17 protein-coding genes are annotated in these 14181 nt (G+C 64.5%); 10 read left to right on the top strand and 7 right to left on the bottom strand.

Translation table 11 applies throughout. The features are described 5' to 3' along the window. Positions 1 to 142: 142 nt before the first annotated feature. A complete protein-coding gene (locus NGM99_RS17010) occupies positions 143 to 859 on the top strand; it encodes a pyrimidine 5'-nucleotidase (RefSeq protein WP_252821101.1) in 717 nt (238 codons plus the stop codon). Between the two features lie 13 nt (positions 860 to 872). On the opposite strand, the gene NGM99_RS17005 is transcribed toward NGM99_RS17010, so the two are convergent. The 3 genes from NGM99_RS17005 to NGM99_RS16995 form a co-directional block, all read right to left on the bottom strand. Beyond that, positions 873 to 1103, bottom strand: a complete 231-nt coding sequence (locus tag NGM99_RS17005; RefSeq protein WP_252821100.1) for a hypothetical protein — start codon at positions 1101 to 1103, stop codon at positions 873 to 875. A gap of 59 nt (positions 1104 to 1162) precedes the next feature. Next, positions 1163 to 2110 carry a copper chaperone PCu(A)C domain-containing protein gene (locus NGM99_RS17000; protein ID WP_252821098.1) on the bottom strand — a complete coding sequence of 316 codons (948 nt, stop codon included), beginning with the start codon at positions 2108 to 2110 and terminating at the stop codon, positions 1163 to 1165. Between the two features lie 527 nt (positions 2111 to 2637). Beyond that, positions 2638 to 3483 carry an LOG family protein gene (locus NGM99_RS16995; protein WP_252821089.1) on the bottom strand — a complete coding sequence of 282 codons (846 nt, stop codon included), beginning with the start codon at positions 3481 to 3483 and terminating at the stop codon, positions 2638 to 2640. Between the two features lie 117 nt (positions 3484 to 3600). Here NGM99_RS16995 and dapD point away from each other — a divergent pair, with 117 nt between their 5' ends. The 6 genes from dapD to dapE all read left to right on the top strand — a co-directional run bounded on the left by dapD (position 3601) and on the right by dapE (position 8665). Beyond that, positions 3601 to 4455, top strand: coding sequence for a 2,3,4,5-tetrahydropyridine-2,6-dicarboxylate N-succinyltransferase (gene dapD, locus NGM99_RS16990; RefSeq protein WP_252821087.1), 855 nt, complete (start codon positions 3601 to 3603; stop codon positions 4453 to 4455). Positions 4456 to 4525: 70 nt separating this feature from the next. After that, positions 4526 to 4882, top strand: coding sequence for a DUF805 domain-containing protein (locus tag NGM99_RS16985; protein ID WP_252821085.1), 357 nt, complete (start codon positions 4526 to 4528; stop codon positions 4880 to 4882). Continuing rightward, on the top strand, positions 4875 to 5264 hold the full coding sequence (locus tag NGM99_RS16980) for a DUF805 domain-containing protein (protein ID WP_289852531.1): 390 nt from the start codon (positions 4875 to 4877) through the stop codon (positions 5262 to 5264). The genes NGM99_RS16985 and NGM99_RS16980 overlap by 8 nt, the downstream gene beginning before the upstream one ends. Further along, positions 5236 to 5979, top strand: coding sequence for a hypothetical protein (locus NGM99_RS16975; RefSeq protein WP_252821084.1), 744 nt, complete (start codon positions 5236 to 5238; stop codon positions 5977 to 5979). Before NGM99_RS16980 ends, NGM99_RS16975 begins: the two co-directional genes overlap by 29 nt. Before the next feature lie 115 nt (positions 5980 to 6094). Continuing rightward, positions 6095 to 7441, top strand: a complete 1347-nt coding sequence (locus NGM99_RS16970) for a PQQ-dependent sugar dehydrogenase (protein WP_435371449.1) — start codon at positions 6095 to 6097, stop codon at positions 7439 to 7441. Positions 7442 to 7477: 36 nt separating this feature from the next. Continuing rightward, a complete protein-coding gene (gene dapE / locus NGM99_RS16965; protein ID WP_252821082.1) occupies positions 7478 to 8665 on the top strand; it encodes a succinyl-diaminopimelate desuccinylase in 1188 nt (395 codons plus the stop codon). Here the strand turns inward: dapE and truA are convergent. The 3 genes from truA to def are packed head-to-tail and all read right to left on the bottom strand — an operon-like array spanning position 8662 to position 10876. Beyond that, positions 8662 to 9405: a tRNA pseudouridine(38-40) synthase TruA gene (gene truA, locus NGM99_RS16960; protein ID WP_252821080.1), complete on the bottom strand. Its 744-nt coding sequence runs from the start codon at positions 9403 to 9405 to the stop codon at positions 8662 to 8664. The genes dapE and truA overlap by 4 nt on opposite strands. Beyond that, positions 9405 to 10301, bottom strand: a complete 897-nt coding sequence (fmt, locus tag NGM99_RS16955) for a methionyl-tRNA formyltransferase (protein ID WP_252821544.1) — start codon at positions 10299 to 10301, stop codon at positions 9405 to 9407. The genes truA and fmt overlap by 1 nt, the downstream gene beginning before the upstream one ends. A 41-nt stretch (positions 10302 to 10342) precedes the next feature. Further along, a complete protein-coding gene (gene def / locus NGM99_RS16950) occupies positions 10343 to 10876 on the bottom strand; it encodes a peptide deformylase (protein ID WP_252821079.1) in 534 nt (177 codons plus the stop codon). 90 nt (positions 10877 to 10966) lie between these two features. On the opposite strand from def, the gene NGM99_RS16945 reads away from it, so the two are divergent. Beyond that, positions 10967 to 12133: a DNA recombination protein RmuC gene (locus tag NGM99_RS16945; protein WP_252821077.1), complete on the top strand. Its 1167-nt coding sequence runs from the start codon at positions 10967 to 10969 to the stop codon at positions 12131 to 12133. 184 nt (positions 12134 to 12317) lie between these two features. Further along, entirely contained in the window at positions 12318 to 12449 is a 132-nt protein-coding gene (locus tag NGM99_RS21615; RefSeq protein WP_289852530.1) for a hypothetical protein, read from the top strand. Between the two features lie 53 nt (positions 12450 to 12502). Here NGM99_RS21615 and NGM99_RS16940 read toward each other — a convergent pair whose 3' ends face one another. Beyond that, positions 12503 to 12931, bottom strand: a complete 429-nt coding sequence (locus NGM99_RS16940; protein ID WP_252821075.1) for a DUF6481 family protein — start codon at positions 12929 to 12931, stop codon at positions 12503 to 12505. Between the two features lie 184 nt (positions 12932 to 13115). On the opposite strand from NGM99_RS16940, the gene NGM99_RS16935 reads away from it, so the two are divergent. Then, positions 13116 to 14159, top strand: coding sequence for an LLM class flavin-dependent oxidoreductase (locus NGM99_RS16935; RefSeq protein ID WP_252821073.1), 1044 nt, complete (start codon positions 13116 to 13118; stop codon positions 14157 to 14159). The last annotated feature ends 22 nt before the right edge of the window (positions 14160 to 14181 follow it).

Raw genomic sequence — 14181 nt, 5'->3', positions numbered from 1 at the left:
ATCGATTAGCCCCGTTCCGTTTCGGAAGCCTCACCAACTTCCGGCGAAGTGCGTGAGACGATGCCGTTGCATAAGGACAGGGTTAAACGAAGGTGAAACCAGCCGCCTAGGCTTGCCGCCACAAGCATGCGAGAAGCGGTCCATGACGCACACGCCGCCCAGCCCTGAACACTTCGCCCATGTCGAGACCTGGATTTTCGATCTCGACAACACGCTCTACCCCCGCAGCGCCAACCTCTTTGCGCAGATCGATGCCAAGATGACGGATTACGTGGCGGAGCTTCTGTCACTCGATCATGCGGCGGCGAAGAAGCTCCAGAAGGAGCTCTATCATGAGCAAGGGACGACGCTGGCCGGGCTCATGGCGCGTTACGACATCAATCCGGACGATTTCCTTCTTCGTGTCCACGATCTCGACTATTCACCGATCGAAGCGGCACCCGAACTCGGCGAGGCTATCGCGGCTTTGCCGGGACGCAAATTCATCTTCACCAATGGCGATCGGCCCCATGCCGAGCGCACTGCGACCAAGCTCGGCATTCTCGAGCATTTCGAGGACATCTTCGATATCGTGGCGGCCGAGCTTCTGCCCAAGCCCGCCGCCCTCGCCTACGATCGCTTTCTCGCACGCCACGGCATCGACGGCTCACGCGCGGCGATGTTCGAGGATCTCGCGCGCAATCTGGTCGTCCCGAAGACGCTTGGCATGAAGACCGTGCTGGTCGTTCCGCCAAGCCTTGAGGAGCCCCTCGCGGATGTGTGGGAAAAGGATGCCGGTTTCACTGACGAAGTCGATTACGTGACCGACGATCTCACGAACTTCCTGCGCACCGTTCAGCCGACGCCTGTGTCGGGCTGACGCGAACAGATGATTAACGTCGGCGGCCGGCCAACTTTGCGCGGCTGGCAGCGGCGAGGCGGGCCTTTTCCGTGTCCGAGCTTTCGTCCATGTCCTGCGCGCCGCGTATCAGGCCATCCGCATCGACACCTTCCGGCAGACGCTTGATCCTGGCACCAGGCTTGTCCTCATCCAGCACGTGACCGAGATCGGCTTCCTGCTGGACTTCCATCATCGCGTCGTCGGGGTTGGTCATGCGGGACATGGGAACGCTCCATCACTCTGTGCTTGGATAAAACGTTCCCGTCTCGCGCCCGGTTCCGCTCAGTGCTGGTGTTCGCTGCCAGCTCCCTTCTGAACCGGCAGGTCGAGTGTCACCGCACCCGCCTTCTCGAACTGCAGGGTGACGGGTACCGTCTCGCCCTCCTTGAAGGGCGCCTTGACGTTCGTCAGCATGAGGTGAAGGCCGCCGGGCGCGAGCTCCACCTTGCCGCCCGCGGGGATTTCCAGGCCGCCTTCGACAGGACGCATCACCATCACATCGTTCTCGGTCGACATGGAATGCACCTCGACCTTTTCACTCGCCGAGGACGAGGCGGAAACGAGACGATCAGCTTGGCCGCCCTTGTTCGTGATGGTCACATAGGCGCCGCCCGTCTTCTGGCCCGGCAGAGTGGCACGCGCCCAGCCTGCGCTCAGCACGAGGTCGCCAGCCGTGATCTGGGCCGCGTCATGCGAGCCGTGGCCGCCATGCACGTGAGCATCCGCACCGTCTGAGGCCACAACGGTTACGAAGGGGGCGGGATGATCGAGCGAATGCGAATCCTGGCCCGGCTTCGCGATCTCGTCCCACGCCACGGACGCCGTCGCGCAACGCTGGGTGACGATGAAGGGCAGCTGCGCGCCCGGCTCGGCCTGGATCGAGCCCTGAATCACGAATTCGTCGTAGAAGTCGTCGGACAGGTCGCCGCCGGTCCATGTGACGGTCTTCGTGCCTGTGCCGACATCGCTGCCGTGCAGCTTGTAGGTCTTGGCATAATCGCCCTTCTCGACATTCAGCTCCCAGCCGGGTTTGGGCATCGGCTTGGCGCTGACGAAGCCTTCGGGAATCTTCACTTGGAGCGTCTGAGTGGACTGGCCGTCGCAGCCATGGCCGATGCGGATCACGGCCTTGTAGCCGCCGCTGGGCGCCTCCCCCTTCTCGAGAGTGGCATGGGCGAATGCGGGCGAAGCGGACAGCACGAGAGCCGCCGCGAAGATTGTGCGATGCATGAGATAGGACCTTTTCGGAAAACAGAACGAAACGTCCCGCATCGCGAGGCGAAGCGGGCGCAAAGTGTCTTCAGGCCGAAAAAGGTGGTGCCCGGATGCCGGGCGACCCGCCTGGCAGAGTGGGCTCGGAAGCGACCGACCGTGCAACAGGCTTGATTGGCGTCGAAAAACCGCGCGATGCGAGCTCTAGACCGCCCGAAGGCAGCAGCTTGCCGGTGATGCTGAAGCCGCCGCAAGCGCTACCGGCAAGGCAATGCGCGCAGTCCTTGTGATCGAGCGGCTGGAGCGGACCGTGCGTTGCGCCATCGCTCGTGCAGATGACGAGACCGGACGCGTTTGCGACGGATGTTGGCTGGAAACCCGATAGGACCAGAAGGAGCGTGGCGAGCGCAACGAAAAGCCCGCCGTCGCGTCGCAGGGACGCGAACCAGCTTTTCGTATGGCGGCTCGTTGTGATCACGCCCCCGTGTAGCCGATCATCCGGTCCGCCGCCACTATCCCTGCCCCGCGACAGATTTACAGACGCACTAAAGCTCGTAGAAGCGCTTGATGATCTCCCAAGCCTCATCGGCCGTTTCCACGAAATCGAGAATGTCGATATCGCCTGGCGAGATCGTGCCCTGCTCCGCCAGATAGTCGAGATCGAAGGCCCGTTCCCAGAATTCACGCCCGAACAGGATCACCGGCACTCGCTCCATGCGGCCGGTCTGGATCAAGGTCAGCGACTCGAACAATTCATCCATGGTGCCGAAGCCGCCAGGGAACACCACCAGAGCTTTCGCCCGCATCACGAAATGCATCTTGCGGATCGCGAAATAGTGGAAGTTGAAACAAAGGTCGGGCGTCACATAAAGGTTCGGCGCCTGCTCGTGCGGCAACACGATGTTGAGCCCGATGGATGGCGCGCCGACATCTGCGGCACCGCGATTGCCCGCTTCCATCACGCCGGGCCCGCCGCCCGTCACCACCACATATTCGCGGAAAAGGTAACGCGAGGCTTCGGCCGAGCACAGTCGGGCGAATTTGCGCGCTTCCTCGTAATATTTGGCGTTGGCGAGCAGGTTCGTTTTCTGCGTTTCGTTCTTGGCGGCCCATGCTTCGCCGCCCGGCTCGGGGATGCGCGCGCCGCCGAACATCACCACCGTCGAGCGGATGCCGCGCTCGGCGAGCGCCATTTCGGGCTTCAGAAGTTCGAGCTGCAGGCGCACCGCACGCAGTTCGCGGCGCGTCATGAAATCCGGGTCGCTCCAGGCGAGACGATAGGTCGGCGCACGCGTTTGCGGTGTGTCCGGCACGCTTTCGGCGCGCTTCAGGTCCTCGTCGGAGCGCGACAGCGGATTCCAGTTCTCGTCTTGGCGATCATATGCGGTCACGCGGGCTCAACCCTTCACTCTTCCGCCGCCGTTGCTTTTCAGCGGCGTCCTTGCGATACGGCCCGCCTGTCCTTGCGCGAGCCTTGATACGCCCGCCCTAACACGGAGTTCCCGCCGATGTCGAAGCCAGACGCCCAAGCCTTGGAAACCGCCATCGAGGCGGCTTGGGAGAACCGCGAGGCGATTTCTTCTTCGACACGCGGCGAAGCACGCGATGCGGTGGAAACGGCGCTCAACGCGCTCGACCGTGGCGAGATGCGCGTGGCCGAGCGCCGCGAGAGCGGTGATTGGCACGTCAACCAGTGGCTCAAGAAGGCGGTCCTGCTGTCCTTCCGCCTGAACCCGATGGAAACCGTCTCCGGCGCGCCGGGCGATGCGTCGTGGTGGGATAAGGTGCCCTCCAAATTCGCCGGCTGGGGCGGGCTCGATTTCGAACGCGCCGGCTTTCGCGCCGTGCCGGGCGCCATCGTGCGCCGCTCGGCCTTTGTCGCCAAGAACGCGATCCTGATGCCTTCGTTCGTCAATCTCGGCGCTTACGTGGGCGAAGGCACGATGGTCGATACCTGGGCCACCGTCGGCTCCTGCGCGCAGATCGGCGCGAACGTGCATCTGTCCGGCGGCGTCGGCATCGGCGGGGTGCTCGAGCCCTTGCAGGCCGGCCCCACCATCATCGAGGACAATTGCTTCATCGGCGCGCGCTCGGAAGTGGTCGAAGGCTGCATCGTGCGCGAGGGTGCCGTGCTCGGCATGGGCGTCTTCATCGGCAAGTCGACCAAGATCGTGGACCGCGCGACCGGCGCAATCACCTATGGCGAAGTGCCGGCGGGCTCGGTCGTCGTCGCCGGCACCATGCCGGGCATGCCGTTCCCGAACGGCGAGCCGGGCCCGAACCTCTACTGCGCGGTGATCGTCAAGCGGGTGGACGCACAGACCCGTTCCAAGACCTCGATCAACGAGCTCCTGCGCGACTGACCGATCCGGGCACCGGCAATTCTTAACATATGATGGGTAAGCTTCCCCTTTCCGTTTGAGGAGGGAAGCCTTGAACTGGACCTATCTCTTCACCGGCTTTCGCGGCCGGGTCGCGCGCCTGCCTTTCTGGACAGGGCTGGTCCTGATCGGTCTCGCCTGGCTGGCGCTCGGCGTGGCGGCGGTTCTGTGCGATTTCCAGCCGCGGCTCGAGCTCGGACATTGCGCGCTGGTGATGCTCTTGGGCTTTTTGTCCCTCTGGCCCGTGCTTGCGGTTCTCGCCAAGCGGTGGCATGACCGCGACAAGTCGGGCTGGTGGAGCGTGCTTCTGCTCGTGCCGGTGATCGGCCCCCTCTGGATCTTCGTGGAACTCGGCATGCTGGAAGGCACACGCGGCGCGAACCAATACGGACCCGATCCGCTTGGCTGACCGCAACTCCCCGCAAAGACCTATCGATTATGTCTGGTTCTTCTTCAGCCCGAAGGGCCGCGTGAACCGGCAGGCCTTTCTGTTGGGCGGGCTGTTCTTCGCCGTGATCCAGGCCTATCCACTCTACCGGTTGACGCTCGTGCCGCAGACGAGCCCGGAAGGCGAGTTCTGGGCGGGCGCGTTCGGGCTCGTCTTCGTGGTCACCATCTGGTCGAATGTGGTGCTCGGCATCAAGCGGCTGCACGACATCGACAAGCCGGGCATCGCGGCCGTTTCGCTTTTCGTGCCCATCGTCTCGATCATCGCCTTCGTGGTGCTCTGCATCCTGCCCGGCTCGCCCGGCCCCAACACCTATGGCCAGCGCACCAACGACAAGAGCTGACGCGCCTTCCTTCCGCACGCTCGATCCCCAGCAGATCATCGGGACGGCGGAGCGGCTGTCCCTGCGCATCGGCGAGCGCTTCCCCCATTCCGGCCTTTCGCGCGTGGCGAAGGACTTCGTGATCCTCGCCTCAGACCTGTCGCGCGCGGCAGAGGCCTTGCGCGCGCCGATCTGGCCCGTGCGGGTGCTGATCGGCCTGTCGATCCTGCTGGGTGCTGCCGTCTTTCTCTTTATCGGCACGGTCTTCTCCCTCGACCGGTTCCAGACCGACGAGGCCTTCGATTTCGTGCAGGGCATCGAGGCGACGCTGAACACGCTGATCCTGGGCGGGCTCGGCTTTCTCACGCTCATCACCATGGAGGAGCGCATCAAGCGCAAGCGGGTGTTCAAGGCGCTGCATGGGCTTCGCTCGCTGATCCATGTCGTGGACATGCACCAGTTGACCAAGGATCCGGCCGTGCTCTCGCCCGATTTCAAGCCGACCGCTCACTCGCCCGCACGCATTACCGACCCCGCCGACCTGTCGCGCTATCTCGACTATTGTTCGGAAATGCTCTCCATCACCGGCAAGCTCGCCGCCCTTTTCGCGCAGTCGGTCAACGATGCGGTGGTGGTGGATGCCGTCAACGACATCGAGACGCTCGGCTCCAACCTGTCGCGCAAGATCTGGCAGAAGATCACCTTGATCGACGAGCGGGTAAAGCGCCGCGGGTAAGATCGACGGGCGCGCTCACCGACGCGGTTACCCTTGATGAGCGTGCCAAGCGGCGCGACTGGCCGAACCCTTTTCGCGCGCCATATGGCATGAAGTTCCCTTGGAGTTTCGTGCCGTGAAAAAGCTCATCGGCGTTCTCGTGGTGCTCGCGATCCTCGCGGGTGGTGTTTGGTATGTGGTCTGGGGCGAGCGCGCCGGCCACGAGGTGGCGCAAGGCTATGGCCCCGACCCGGTCTTGCCCGCGCCGCAAAAGCAGCTTTTCCCGACAGTGAAGGTTGCACCCGTGAACACTTGGGGCCCAGGCGCACATCCGACGGCCGCGCAAGGGCTGCAGGTCGTCCGCTTCGCCGAAGGTCTCGACCATCCCCGCACGGTGCGGACGCTCCCCAATGGCGACGTGCTGGTGGCCGAAAGCAACCGCCCGCCGGCACCCGATGAAGGCTTCTCGATCCGTGGCTGGGCGATGAGCTTCTTCATGAGCCGTGCCGGCGCCGAAGTGCCCTCCGCCAACCGCATCACGCTGTTGCGCGACGCCGATGGCGATGGCGTCGCCGAACTCAGGCAGCCCTTCATCGAGGGCCTGATGTCGCCGTTCGGCATCGCTTATGCCAACAACAGGATCTACGTCGCCAATGCCGACGCGATCGTGGCCTTTCCCTACAATGAGGGCGACACGCGCATCACGGCAGCACCTGAGAAGATCGTGGACCTGCCGGCGGGCCGCAATCATCACTGGACCAAGGATCTCGTGGCGAGCCCCGACGGCACGAAGCTTTATGTGACGGTGGGCTCGAATTCCAATGTCGGCGAGAACGGCATGGAAGAAGAAGAGAACCGCGCGGCCGTGCTGGAAGTGGATGTCGCGTCCAAGCAGAGCCGCCTTTTCGCCTCGGGCCTGCGCAACCCGAACGGGCCGTCATGGAACCCCGAGGATGGCCGCCTCTGGGTGGTCGTCAACGAGCGCGACGAGATCGGCTCGGACCTCGTGCCCGACTACATGACTTCGGTGCAGGATGGCGGCTTCTATGGCTGGCCCTATTCCTATTGGGGTCAGAACGTCGATGAGCGCATCCAGCCGCAGAAACCCGATCTGGTCGCAAAGGCCATCAAGCCGGACTACGGTTTGGGGCCACACACCGCCTCGCTCGGCCTCACCTTCTACACGGCGGATGCCATACCGCAGTTCAAGAACGGCGCCTTTATCGGACAGCACGGCTCGTGGAACCGCCGCCCTTTCTCCGGCTACAAGGTCATCTTCGTGCCCTTCACCGGCGGCAAGCCTTCGGGCGAGCCGCAGGACATTTTGACCGGCTTCATCAACGACAAGGAAGAAGCGATGGGCCGCCCGGTCGGCGTGACGGTGGATGGCAAGGGCGCGCTGCTCGTGGCCGACGATGTGGGCAACACCGTCTGGCGCGTGGCGCCTGCCGCCAGCACCGCGCAGGCCAGCCTCGCCAACTGATGACAGGGTGATGGCGGGGTTATAAGAGCAGGCATCATGCCTTTGCCCACAGACCCCGCCCGGAACCTTTCCGCTCTTCTCCGCTGCCCCTCCGTGACGCCCGCCGAGGGCGGCGCGCTGGGTGCGCTCGAAGCGCTGCTCAAACCCATGGGCTTCACGGTCGAGCGCCCGGTCTTCGCGGACAGCGGCACGCCCGACATCGAAAACCTCTACGCCCGCTTGTCCGGCAATGGGCCGCATTTGATGTTCGCCGGCCACACGGATGTGGTCCCGCCAGGCGACGAGGCGGCATGGACGCACCCGCCCTTCTCGGCGGCCATCGCCAATGGCGAGATGTGGGGCCGAGGCGCCGTCGACATGAAAGGCGGCATCGCCTGCTTCGTGGCTGCAGTCGCGCGGCATCTGGAAAAGGGTTCGGCGCTCAAGGGCTCTGTCTCGTTTCTCGTCACCGGCGACGAGGAGGGCCCGGCAATCAACGGCACGGTGAAGCTGCTCGAATGGGCAGCCGAACGCGGCGAGACGTGGGACGCAGCCCTTGTGGGCGAGCCGACCAATGTGGACGTGCTGGGCGACATGGCGAAGATCGGCCGCCGCGGCTCGCTTTCGGGCCGACTGACGGTGGAAGGCGTGCAGGGCCACGCCGCCTATCCGCACCTTGCCGATAACCCGATACGCGCCCTGACCAGCATGCTCGACGCGCTTCTGGCCGAGCCCTTCGACACGGGCACCGAAAGCTTCCCCGCGACCAATCTCGAACCGACCTCGATCGATGTCGGCAACCGCGCCACCAATGTGATCCCCGCTCGCGCGACGCTCGACTTCAACATTCGGTTCAACGACCACTGGAGCGCGGAGAGCCTTCAGGATGAAGTATGCCGACGCCTTGAGCATGCCGCGTCCGACACCCGCTACCGTCCGGGCAAGACGAAGCCGATTTCTTTCTCGCTCGAATGGCGCGACTGGCCGAGCGAGGTATTTCTCACGCGCGACGAGCGGCTGGTCGGGCTTCTCAACAAGTCGATCCAGGCGGTGACGGGCCGCGAGCCGCAGCTGTCGACCACCGGCGGCACGTCGGATGCGCGCTTCATCAAGAACTACTGCCCCGTGGTCGAGTTCGGGCTGGTCGGCAAGACCATGCATATGGTCGATGAACGGGTGCCGCTGGACGATCTGGAAACACTCACAAAGGTCTACCAGCACTTTCTCGAAGACTGGTTCGCCTAATAATCGACCTGTTCGAGATATAGCCCTTCCGGTGGCGCGAGCCCGGCGCAGCGGGCACGGTCGGCCGCATCGAGCGCGGCGCGAAGGTCTTGCGGCTCCCAGCCGCCCTCGCCCACACGCTTGAGGCTCCCCACCATCGAGCGCACCTGATTGTGCAGGAACGAGCGCGCGGATGCTGTGATTTCGATGCGCTCCCCGAACCGCGAAACATCGAACCGGTCGAGCGTGCGCACAGGGCTCGATGCCTGACACTGCGCCGAGCGGAAGGTGGTGAAATCGTACCGCCCGAGAAGCGTGAGCGCCGCTTCCGCCATCGCCTCCCAGTCGAGCGCCTTGGGCACCCACCAGACACGGCCCTGAGCGAGCGCGGCCGGCGCGCGACGGTTCAGGATGATATAGCGATAGTGCCGGGCGGTGGCCGAGAAGCGCGCGTCGAAATCCTCGCCGACGCTCTGCGCGGAAAGCACCGCAACGGCCTCGCTGTTCAAGCGCAGATGGGCATTCAGCGCATCGCGCACGGCCCGCTCGCTCCAATCCTTGGAGAGGTCGAAATGCGCCACCTGCCCGGTCGCATGAACGCCCGCATCGGTCCGCCCCGCGCCTTTCAAGGTGATCGCTTCGCCCGAGAAACCCAGCACGGCATTTTCGATCGCCGCCTGCACCGTGTGGTGCCCGGCCTGCCGCTGCCAGCCGGCATAGGGCCTGCCGTCATATTCGATCAGGATGCGGAAGCGCGCCATCAGTCGAGACGATCGCCTACGCCCAGCCGTGCCCCGCGCAGGAATTCATGCGCCGCCACCGGCTTGCCGCCCGCGCGCTGAACCGCGACCAGACGCACCGCGCCTTCGCCACAAGCGACCAAAAGGTCACCGTCCAGAATGGTGCCCGGCTCGCCCTGTCCCTCACCAAACGTCGAGCGCAGGAGCTTCACGCGTTCGCCTTGCGCTTCCGTCCACGCGCCAGGAAAGGGTGCCAGCCCACGGATGCGGTCATGGACTTCACGCGCGGGCAGCGTCCAGTCGATGCGCGTTTCGCTCTTGTCGATCTTGTGGGCGTAGCAAACACCCTCTTCCGATTGGGGCGTGAAGCTAAGGCTTTCGAGCGCATCGACCGCTTCCGCGATCAGCTCCGCCGTCGCCTCGCTCAATCGGTCATGCAACTCTCCGGCCGTCTCGTCCGCGCCGATGGCAAGCCGCGCGGTCAGGGCGACGGGGCCGGTGTCCAGCCCGCGCTCCATCTGCATCACCATCGTGCCGGTTTCCCGGTCGCCGGCCATGATGGCCCGCTGGATGGGGGCGGCACCGCGCCAGCGCGGCAGAAGCGAGGCATGGCCATTGAGGCAGCCAAAGCGTGGCGCTTCGAGGATCGCAGGCGGCAGGATCAGCCCATAGGCCACCACCACCGCCACATCCGCATCCAGCGCCCGAAACGCCTCGTGCTCCTCGGCACTCTTCAACGAGACCGGCGTGCGAACAGGAATTCCGAGCCGTTCCGCCTCCCGCGCCACGGGCGACGGCACAAGCTCAAGCCCACGGCGCCCTGCCGGGCGCGGCGGCTGGGAGTAAACGGCAACGATCGCGTGGCCTGCATCATGAAGCGCGCGAAGCGTGGGCACGGAGAAATCCGGCGTGCCCATGAAAACCAAGCGGTGTTTCACCGACGCGTCCCCTGCCCCACTCAGCTTGCGAGCTTCGAGGGCGCCGGTCTGTCCTTGGCGAGCTTCTTGAAGCGGCGCACCACCATGTCGCGCTTGAGTTTCGAGATATGATCGATGAAGAGCACGCCGTTCAGATGGTCGATCTCGTGCTGCAAGCAGGTCGCGAGCAGGCCATTGGCCTCGATCTCCTGTTGCTTGCCTTCGATATCGAGGAAGCGCACGCGGATAACAGCCGGACGCTCTACCTCGGCATAGTAGTCGGGGATCGACAGACAGCCTTCCTCGTAGACCGAGCGCTCGTCGCCGTTGTGGACGATCTCCGGGTTGATGACGGTCAGCGGCTGCGGCTCCTCCTCTTCCTTGGCGAGGTCGATCACCAGCATGCGCAACGGCTCGCCGACCTGGATCGCGGCCAACCCGATGCCCGGCGCGTCATACATGGTCTCGAACATGTCCGCGTTGAAGCGGCGCAGGTCGGCGTCGAAGCGTTCGACGGGCTTGGAGACCTCGCGCAAAAGCGGGTCGGGCAGGATCACGAGGGGCTTGATCGTCATGGCGTTCAGGTAGATGGCCGCCTCGCTGTCGTCAACACGGTCCCGCTTTGTTCCGTCTTCCTTAAGATGAATCGGACAAAGCTTGCCGCTATGGACGCTTCAGCCCTCGCAGAACCCGCCTTCCGCCTCGGCGCGACCACGCTGAGCTCGGGGCAGTTGCTGCTTGCCGGGCTGGGACTCGCGGCTCTTACGCTCGTCGCCCTCTTCGCGCGCAGCGCCCGGCGCGCCAATCGCCAATTCGAAGCCCTCGCCCGCACGCAGGCCGAACTCGGTGGTCGCCTGGGTGCGGTCGCCGATGCGCTGGGTGCCCGGCAGGCGGAGCTCAACCGCTCCGTCGGCCAGCGCCTCGACGCGATGACAGGCCGCATCGGCCAGACCATGGTCGAGCAGACCCGCGCGACGCATCTCAACCTGTCCAAGCTCGGCGAGCGGCTGGCGGCGATCGATGCGGCACAGGCCAACATCCAGAGCCTTGCCGGGCAGGTCGTGAAGCTGCAACACGTGCTCTCCGACAAGCAGGCACGTGGCGCCTTCGGCCAGGGCCGCATGGAAGCCATCGTGGCCGACGCCCTGCCACATGGCGCTTTCGAGTTTCAGGCGACGCTTTCGAATGGCAGCAGGCCCGATTGCCTGATCCGCATGCCCAACGGCCAGCCTTCCTTGGCCGTCGACGCCAAGTTCCCGCTCGAAGCCTGGAACGCCATCCGCGCCGCCGACACGCCGGAAACCCGCAAGGCCGCGGCCCAAAGTTTCCGCCGCGACATCGAAGTCCATATCCGCGATATTTCAACCAAGTATCTTTTGCCCGGCGAAACGCAGGACACGGCCTTCATGTTCGTGCCTTCGGAGGGCGTGTTCGCGGAAATCCACGAGAACTTCGACACCATCGTCCAGCGCGCGCATCGGGCACGCGTGGTGATCGTCTCGCCCTCGCTCCTGATGCTGTCGATCCAGGTCATGCAAGGCATCCTCAAGGACGCCCGCATGCGCGAGCAGGCGCATCTGATTCAGGCGGAAGTTGCCAAGCTTGGCGAGGATCTGGGCCGCCTCGACGAGCGCGTGCGCAAGCTCAACCAGCACTGGACTCAGACAGGCAAGGATGTCGGCGACATTCTCGCGGTGACGGAGAGATTGACCAAGCGCGGCGAGCGGATAGAGGCGATGGAACTGAGCGAGGGGGCTCAGCCGGAACCGGTGCGGCGGGTGGAGCCGAGGCCGGGAGCGTTGCGGCTGCGGATCGTGGAGGATGGGGAGTAAGGGCAATCGGCAGGATTGGCGGAACCGGATAGGTCGCCTCTACCCTTCCCCACAGATGGGAGGGGTAAGGGGTGGGGATAACGCTTCCACCTGAACAGCATGGCCGCTAAGCGGCCGAACCGATCTTGCCACCCACCCCACTTTCCGCTTCACTCGACCCAACACCACAACGGAGGAAACCCATATGGCAAAAGGTTCGATGCGCCCCGGCAAGGAAGCGCGCAAACCGAAAAAGGACGCCAAGGCGAAGGGCGCGGCAAGCAAGGAAGCCCCAGCACCCGTGATCGCAATCCGCGCGAAGAAAACCGAGAAGTGAAAACAAGAATGTCGCGGAATTGCTTCCGCGCCATTCGCTTCATGGGGAATTGATCAGGACGGCCGCGGCGGAGGCGGCATGCGACCGTTGCGCTGCTTGCGGGCGGCATAGCGCGCGTCGCGCTTGGCCTTCTTGGACGCCTCGTCCGCCATTTCGGCAGCCAGACGCTCCATCTCTTCCGCTTCGCGGATGCGGGCTTCCTCGGCTTCGCGCGCTTCGCGCTCTGCCCGTTCCACCGCCTCGCGAGCCTCGCGCTCGGCGCGCTCCTTGGCTTCGATCGCCAAGCGCTCCTGACGCTTCTTTTCCTTCTCGACCTCGCGCTTCTCGCGCTCTTCGAGGATCTTCTGACGCTCGGCCTTGCGAGCGATCACTTCCGGATCGTCGTCCGAGGGGCGTGCCTTGAACTTAGCGAGAAGCGCCTTCTTCGCGTCGTTGGCCGCACCGCGCCGATCAGCGAAATTCTGTTCCTTGTAGATTGCCAACTTTCATACCTTCGGGGAGTTTGCGCGCTTTACATACGAATCCGGGCGCGCGGTTCAAGGGCAGATCGAGCACATCTGCCATGCTTTTTCGCTTATTGGATGCACCGTTCACCGAGCCATGCTCTAGTGCGGCGACGGGGCTTCTCTTAACTGGAGAACGCACCTTTCTCAAGAGCGATTTGCCATGGAACTCGGTCTCTACACATTCGCCGATGTGAGCCTCGCCCCCGGCCCCGGCAGCATCAGCCCGCACCAGCGGATGCGCGATCTGATCGAGGAGATCGAACTCGCCGACCAGGTGGGTCTCGACGTGTTCGGCCTGGGCGAGCACCACCGCCCGGATTATGCGGCCTCCGCCCCCGCCGTGGCATTGGCCGCCGCTGCCGAGCGCACGAAGAACATCAAGCTGACTTCCGCTGTCACCGTGCTCTCATCCGACGATCCCGTGCGGGTGTTCCAGCAATTCGCGACGCTCGACCTTCTGTCCGATGGCCGTGCCGAGATCATGGCCGGCCGCGGCTCCTTCATCGAGTCCTTTCCCCTCTTCGGTTATGCGCTGGAAGACTACGACGACCTTTATTCCGAGAAGCTCGCTCTGCTCCTGAAGATCCGCGACGCGGAGCGCGTGACATGGGAAGGCGCGATGCGGCCCGCGATCCATGATCGCGGTGTCTATCCCCGTCCCCTGCAGGACAAGCTGCCGATCTGGGTGGCGGTGGGTGGCACGCCGCAATCCGTGGTGCGCGCGGCCCATCTCGGCTTACCCGTGGCGCTCGCCATCATCGGCGGCGAGACCCCGCGCTTTGCCCCCCTTTTCGAGCTCTACCGCCGGGCAGCGACGCAAGCCGGGCACGATCCCGCGACGCTCAAGACCAGCATCAACGTCCACGGCTTCGTGGCGGAAACGACCGACAAGGCCGCCGACCTGTTCTACGGCCCGCAGGCCGAGGTGATGGACCGCATCGGTCGCGAGCGCGGCTGGGGGCCGACCAACCGCGCCCATTTCGACGCGGCACGTGGCCCGCGCGGCAATCTCTTTGTCGGTGAGCCGGAACTGGTCGCGGAAAAGATCATCGCCAACCACAAGCTCTTCAAGAACGACCGCTTCCTGATCCAGATGGCCATCGGTGTGCAACCGCATGCGAACATCATGAAGGCGATCGAACTGTTCGGCACCAAGGTGGCGCCATTGGTGCGGCAGGAGATCGGCACCGCAAAGGCTGCCTGACGGTTGGCAGCGGCCGGCGCAC

Origin of the sequence: Mesorhizobium liriopis (assembly GCF_024053505.1) — a bacterium.
In the GTDB taxonomy this organism is placed as follows: domain Bacteria; phylum Pseudomonadota; class Alphaproteobacteria; order Rhizobiales; family Rhizobiaceae; genus Mesorhizobium_B; species Mesorhizobium_B liriopis.
The sequence above is the reverse complement of the archived record's forward strand: the minus strand, read 5'-3'. Positions and strand labels throughout refer to the sequence as shown.

Coding starts and splice junctions, on each gene's coding strand:
- dapD (WP_252821087.1), top strand. CDS start 3,601: ATGTCGAAGCCAGACGCCCAAGCCTTGGAAACCGCCATCGAGGCGGCT.
- truA (WP_252821080.1), bottom strand. CDS start 9,405: ATGGCGCGCTTCCGCATCCTGATCGAATATGACGGCAGGCCCTATGCC.
- NGM99_RS21615 (WP_289852530.1), top strand. CDS start 12,318: ATGGCAAAAGGTTCGATGCGCCCCGGCAAGGAAGCGCGCAAACCGAAA.
- NGM99_RS16945 (WP_252821077.1), top strand. CDS start 10,967: ATGGACGCTTCAGCCCTCGCAGAACCCGCCTTCCGCCTCGGCGCGACC.
- fmt (WP_252821544.1), bottom strand. CDS start 10,301: ATGGGCACGCCGGATTTCTCCGTGCCCACGCTTCGCGCGCTTCATGAT.
- NGM99_RS17000 (WP_252821098.1), bottom strand. CDS start 2,110: ATGCATCGCACAATCTTCGCGGCGGCTCTCGTGCTGTCCGCTTCGCCC.
- dapE (WP_252821082.1), top strand. CDS start 7,478: ATGCCTTTGCCCACAGACCCCGCCCGGAACCTTTCCGCTCTTCTCCGC.
- NGM99_RS16935 (WP_252821073.1), top strand. CDS start 13,116: ATGGAACTCGGTCTCTACACATTCGCCGATGTGAGCCTCGCCCCCGGC.
- NGM99_RS17010 (WP_252821101.1), top strand. CDS start 143: ATGACGCACACGCCGCCCAGCCCTGAACACTTCGCCCATGTCGAGACC.
- NGM99_RS17005 (WP_252821100.1), bottom strand. CDS start 1,103: ATGTCCCGCATGACCAACCCCGACGACGCGATGATGGAAGTCCAGCAG.
- def (WP_252821079.1), bottom strand. CDS start 10,876: ATGACGATCAAGCCCCTCGTGATCCTGCCCGACCCGCTTTTGCGCGAG.
- NGM99_RS16975 (WP_252821084.1), top strand. CDS start 5,236: ATGGCCAGCGCACCAACGACAAGAGCTGACGCGCCTTCCTTCCGCACG.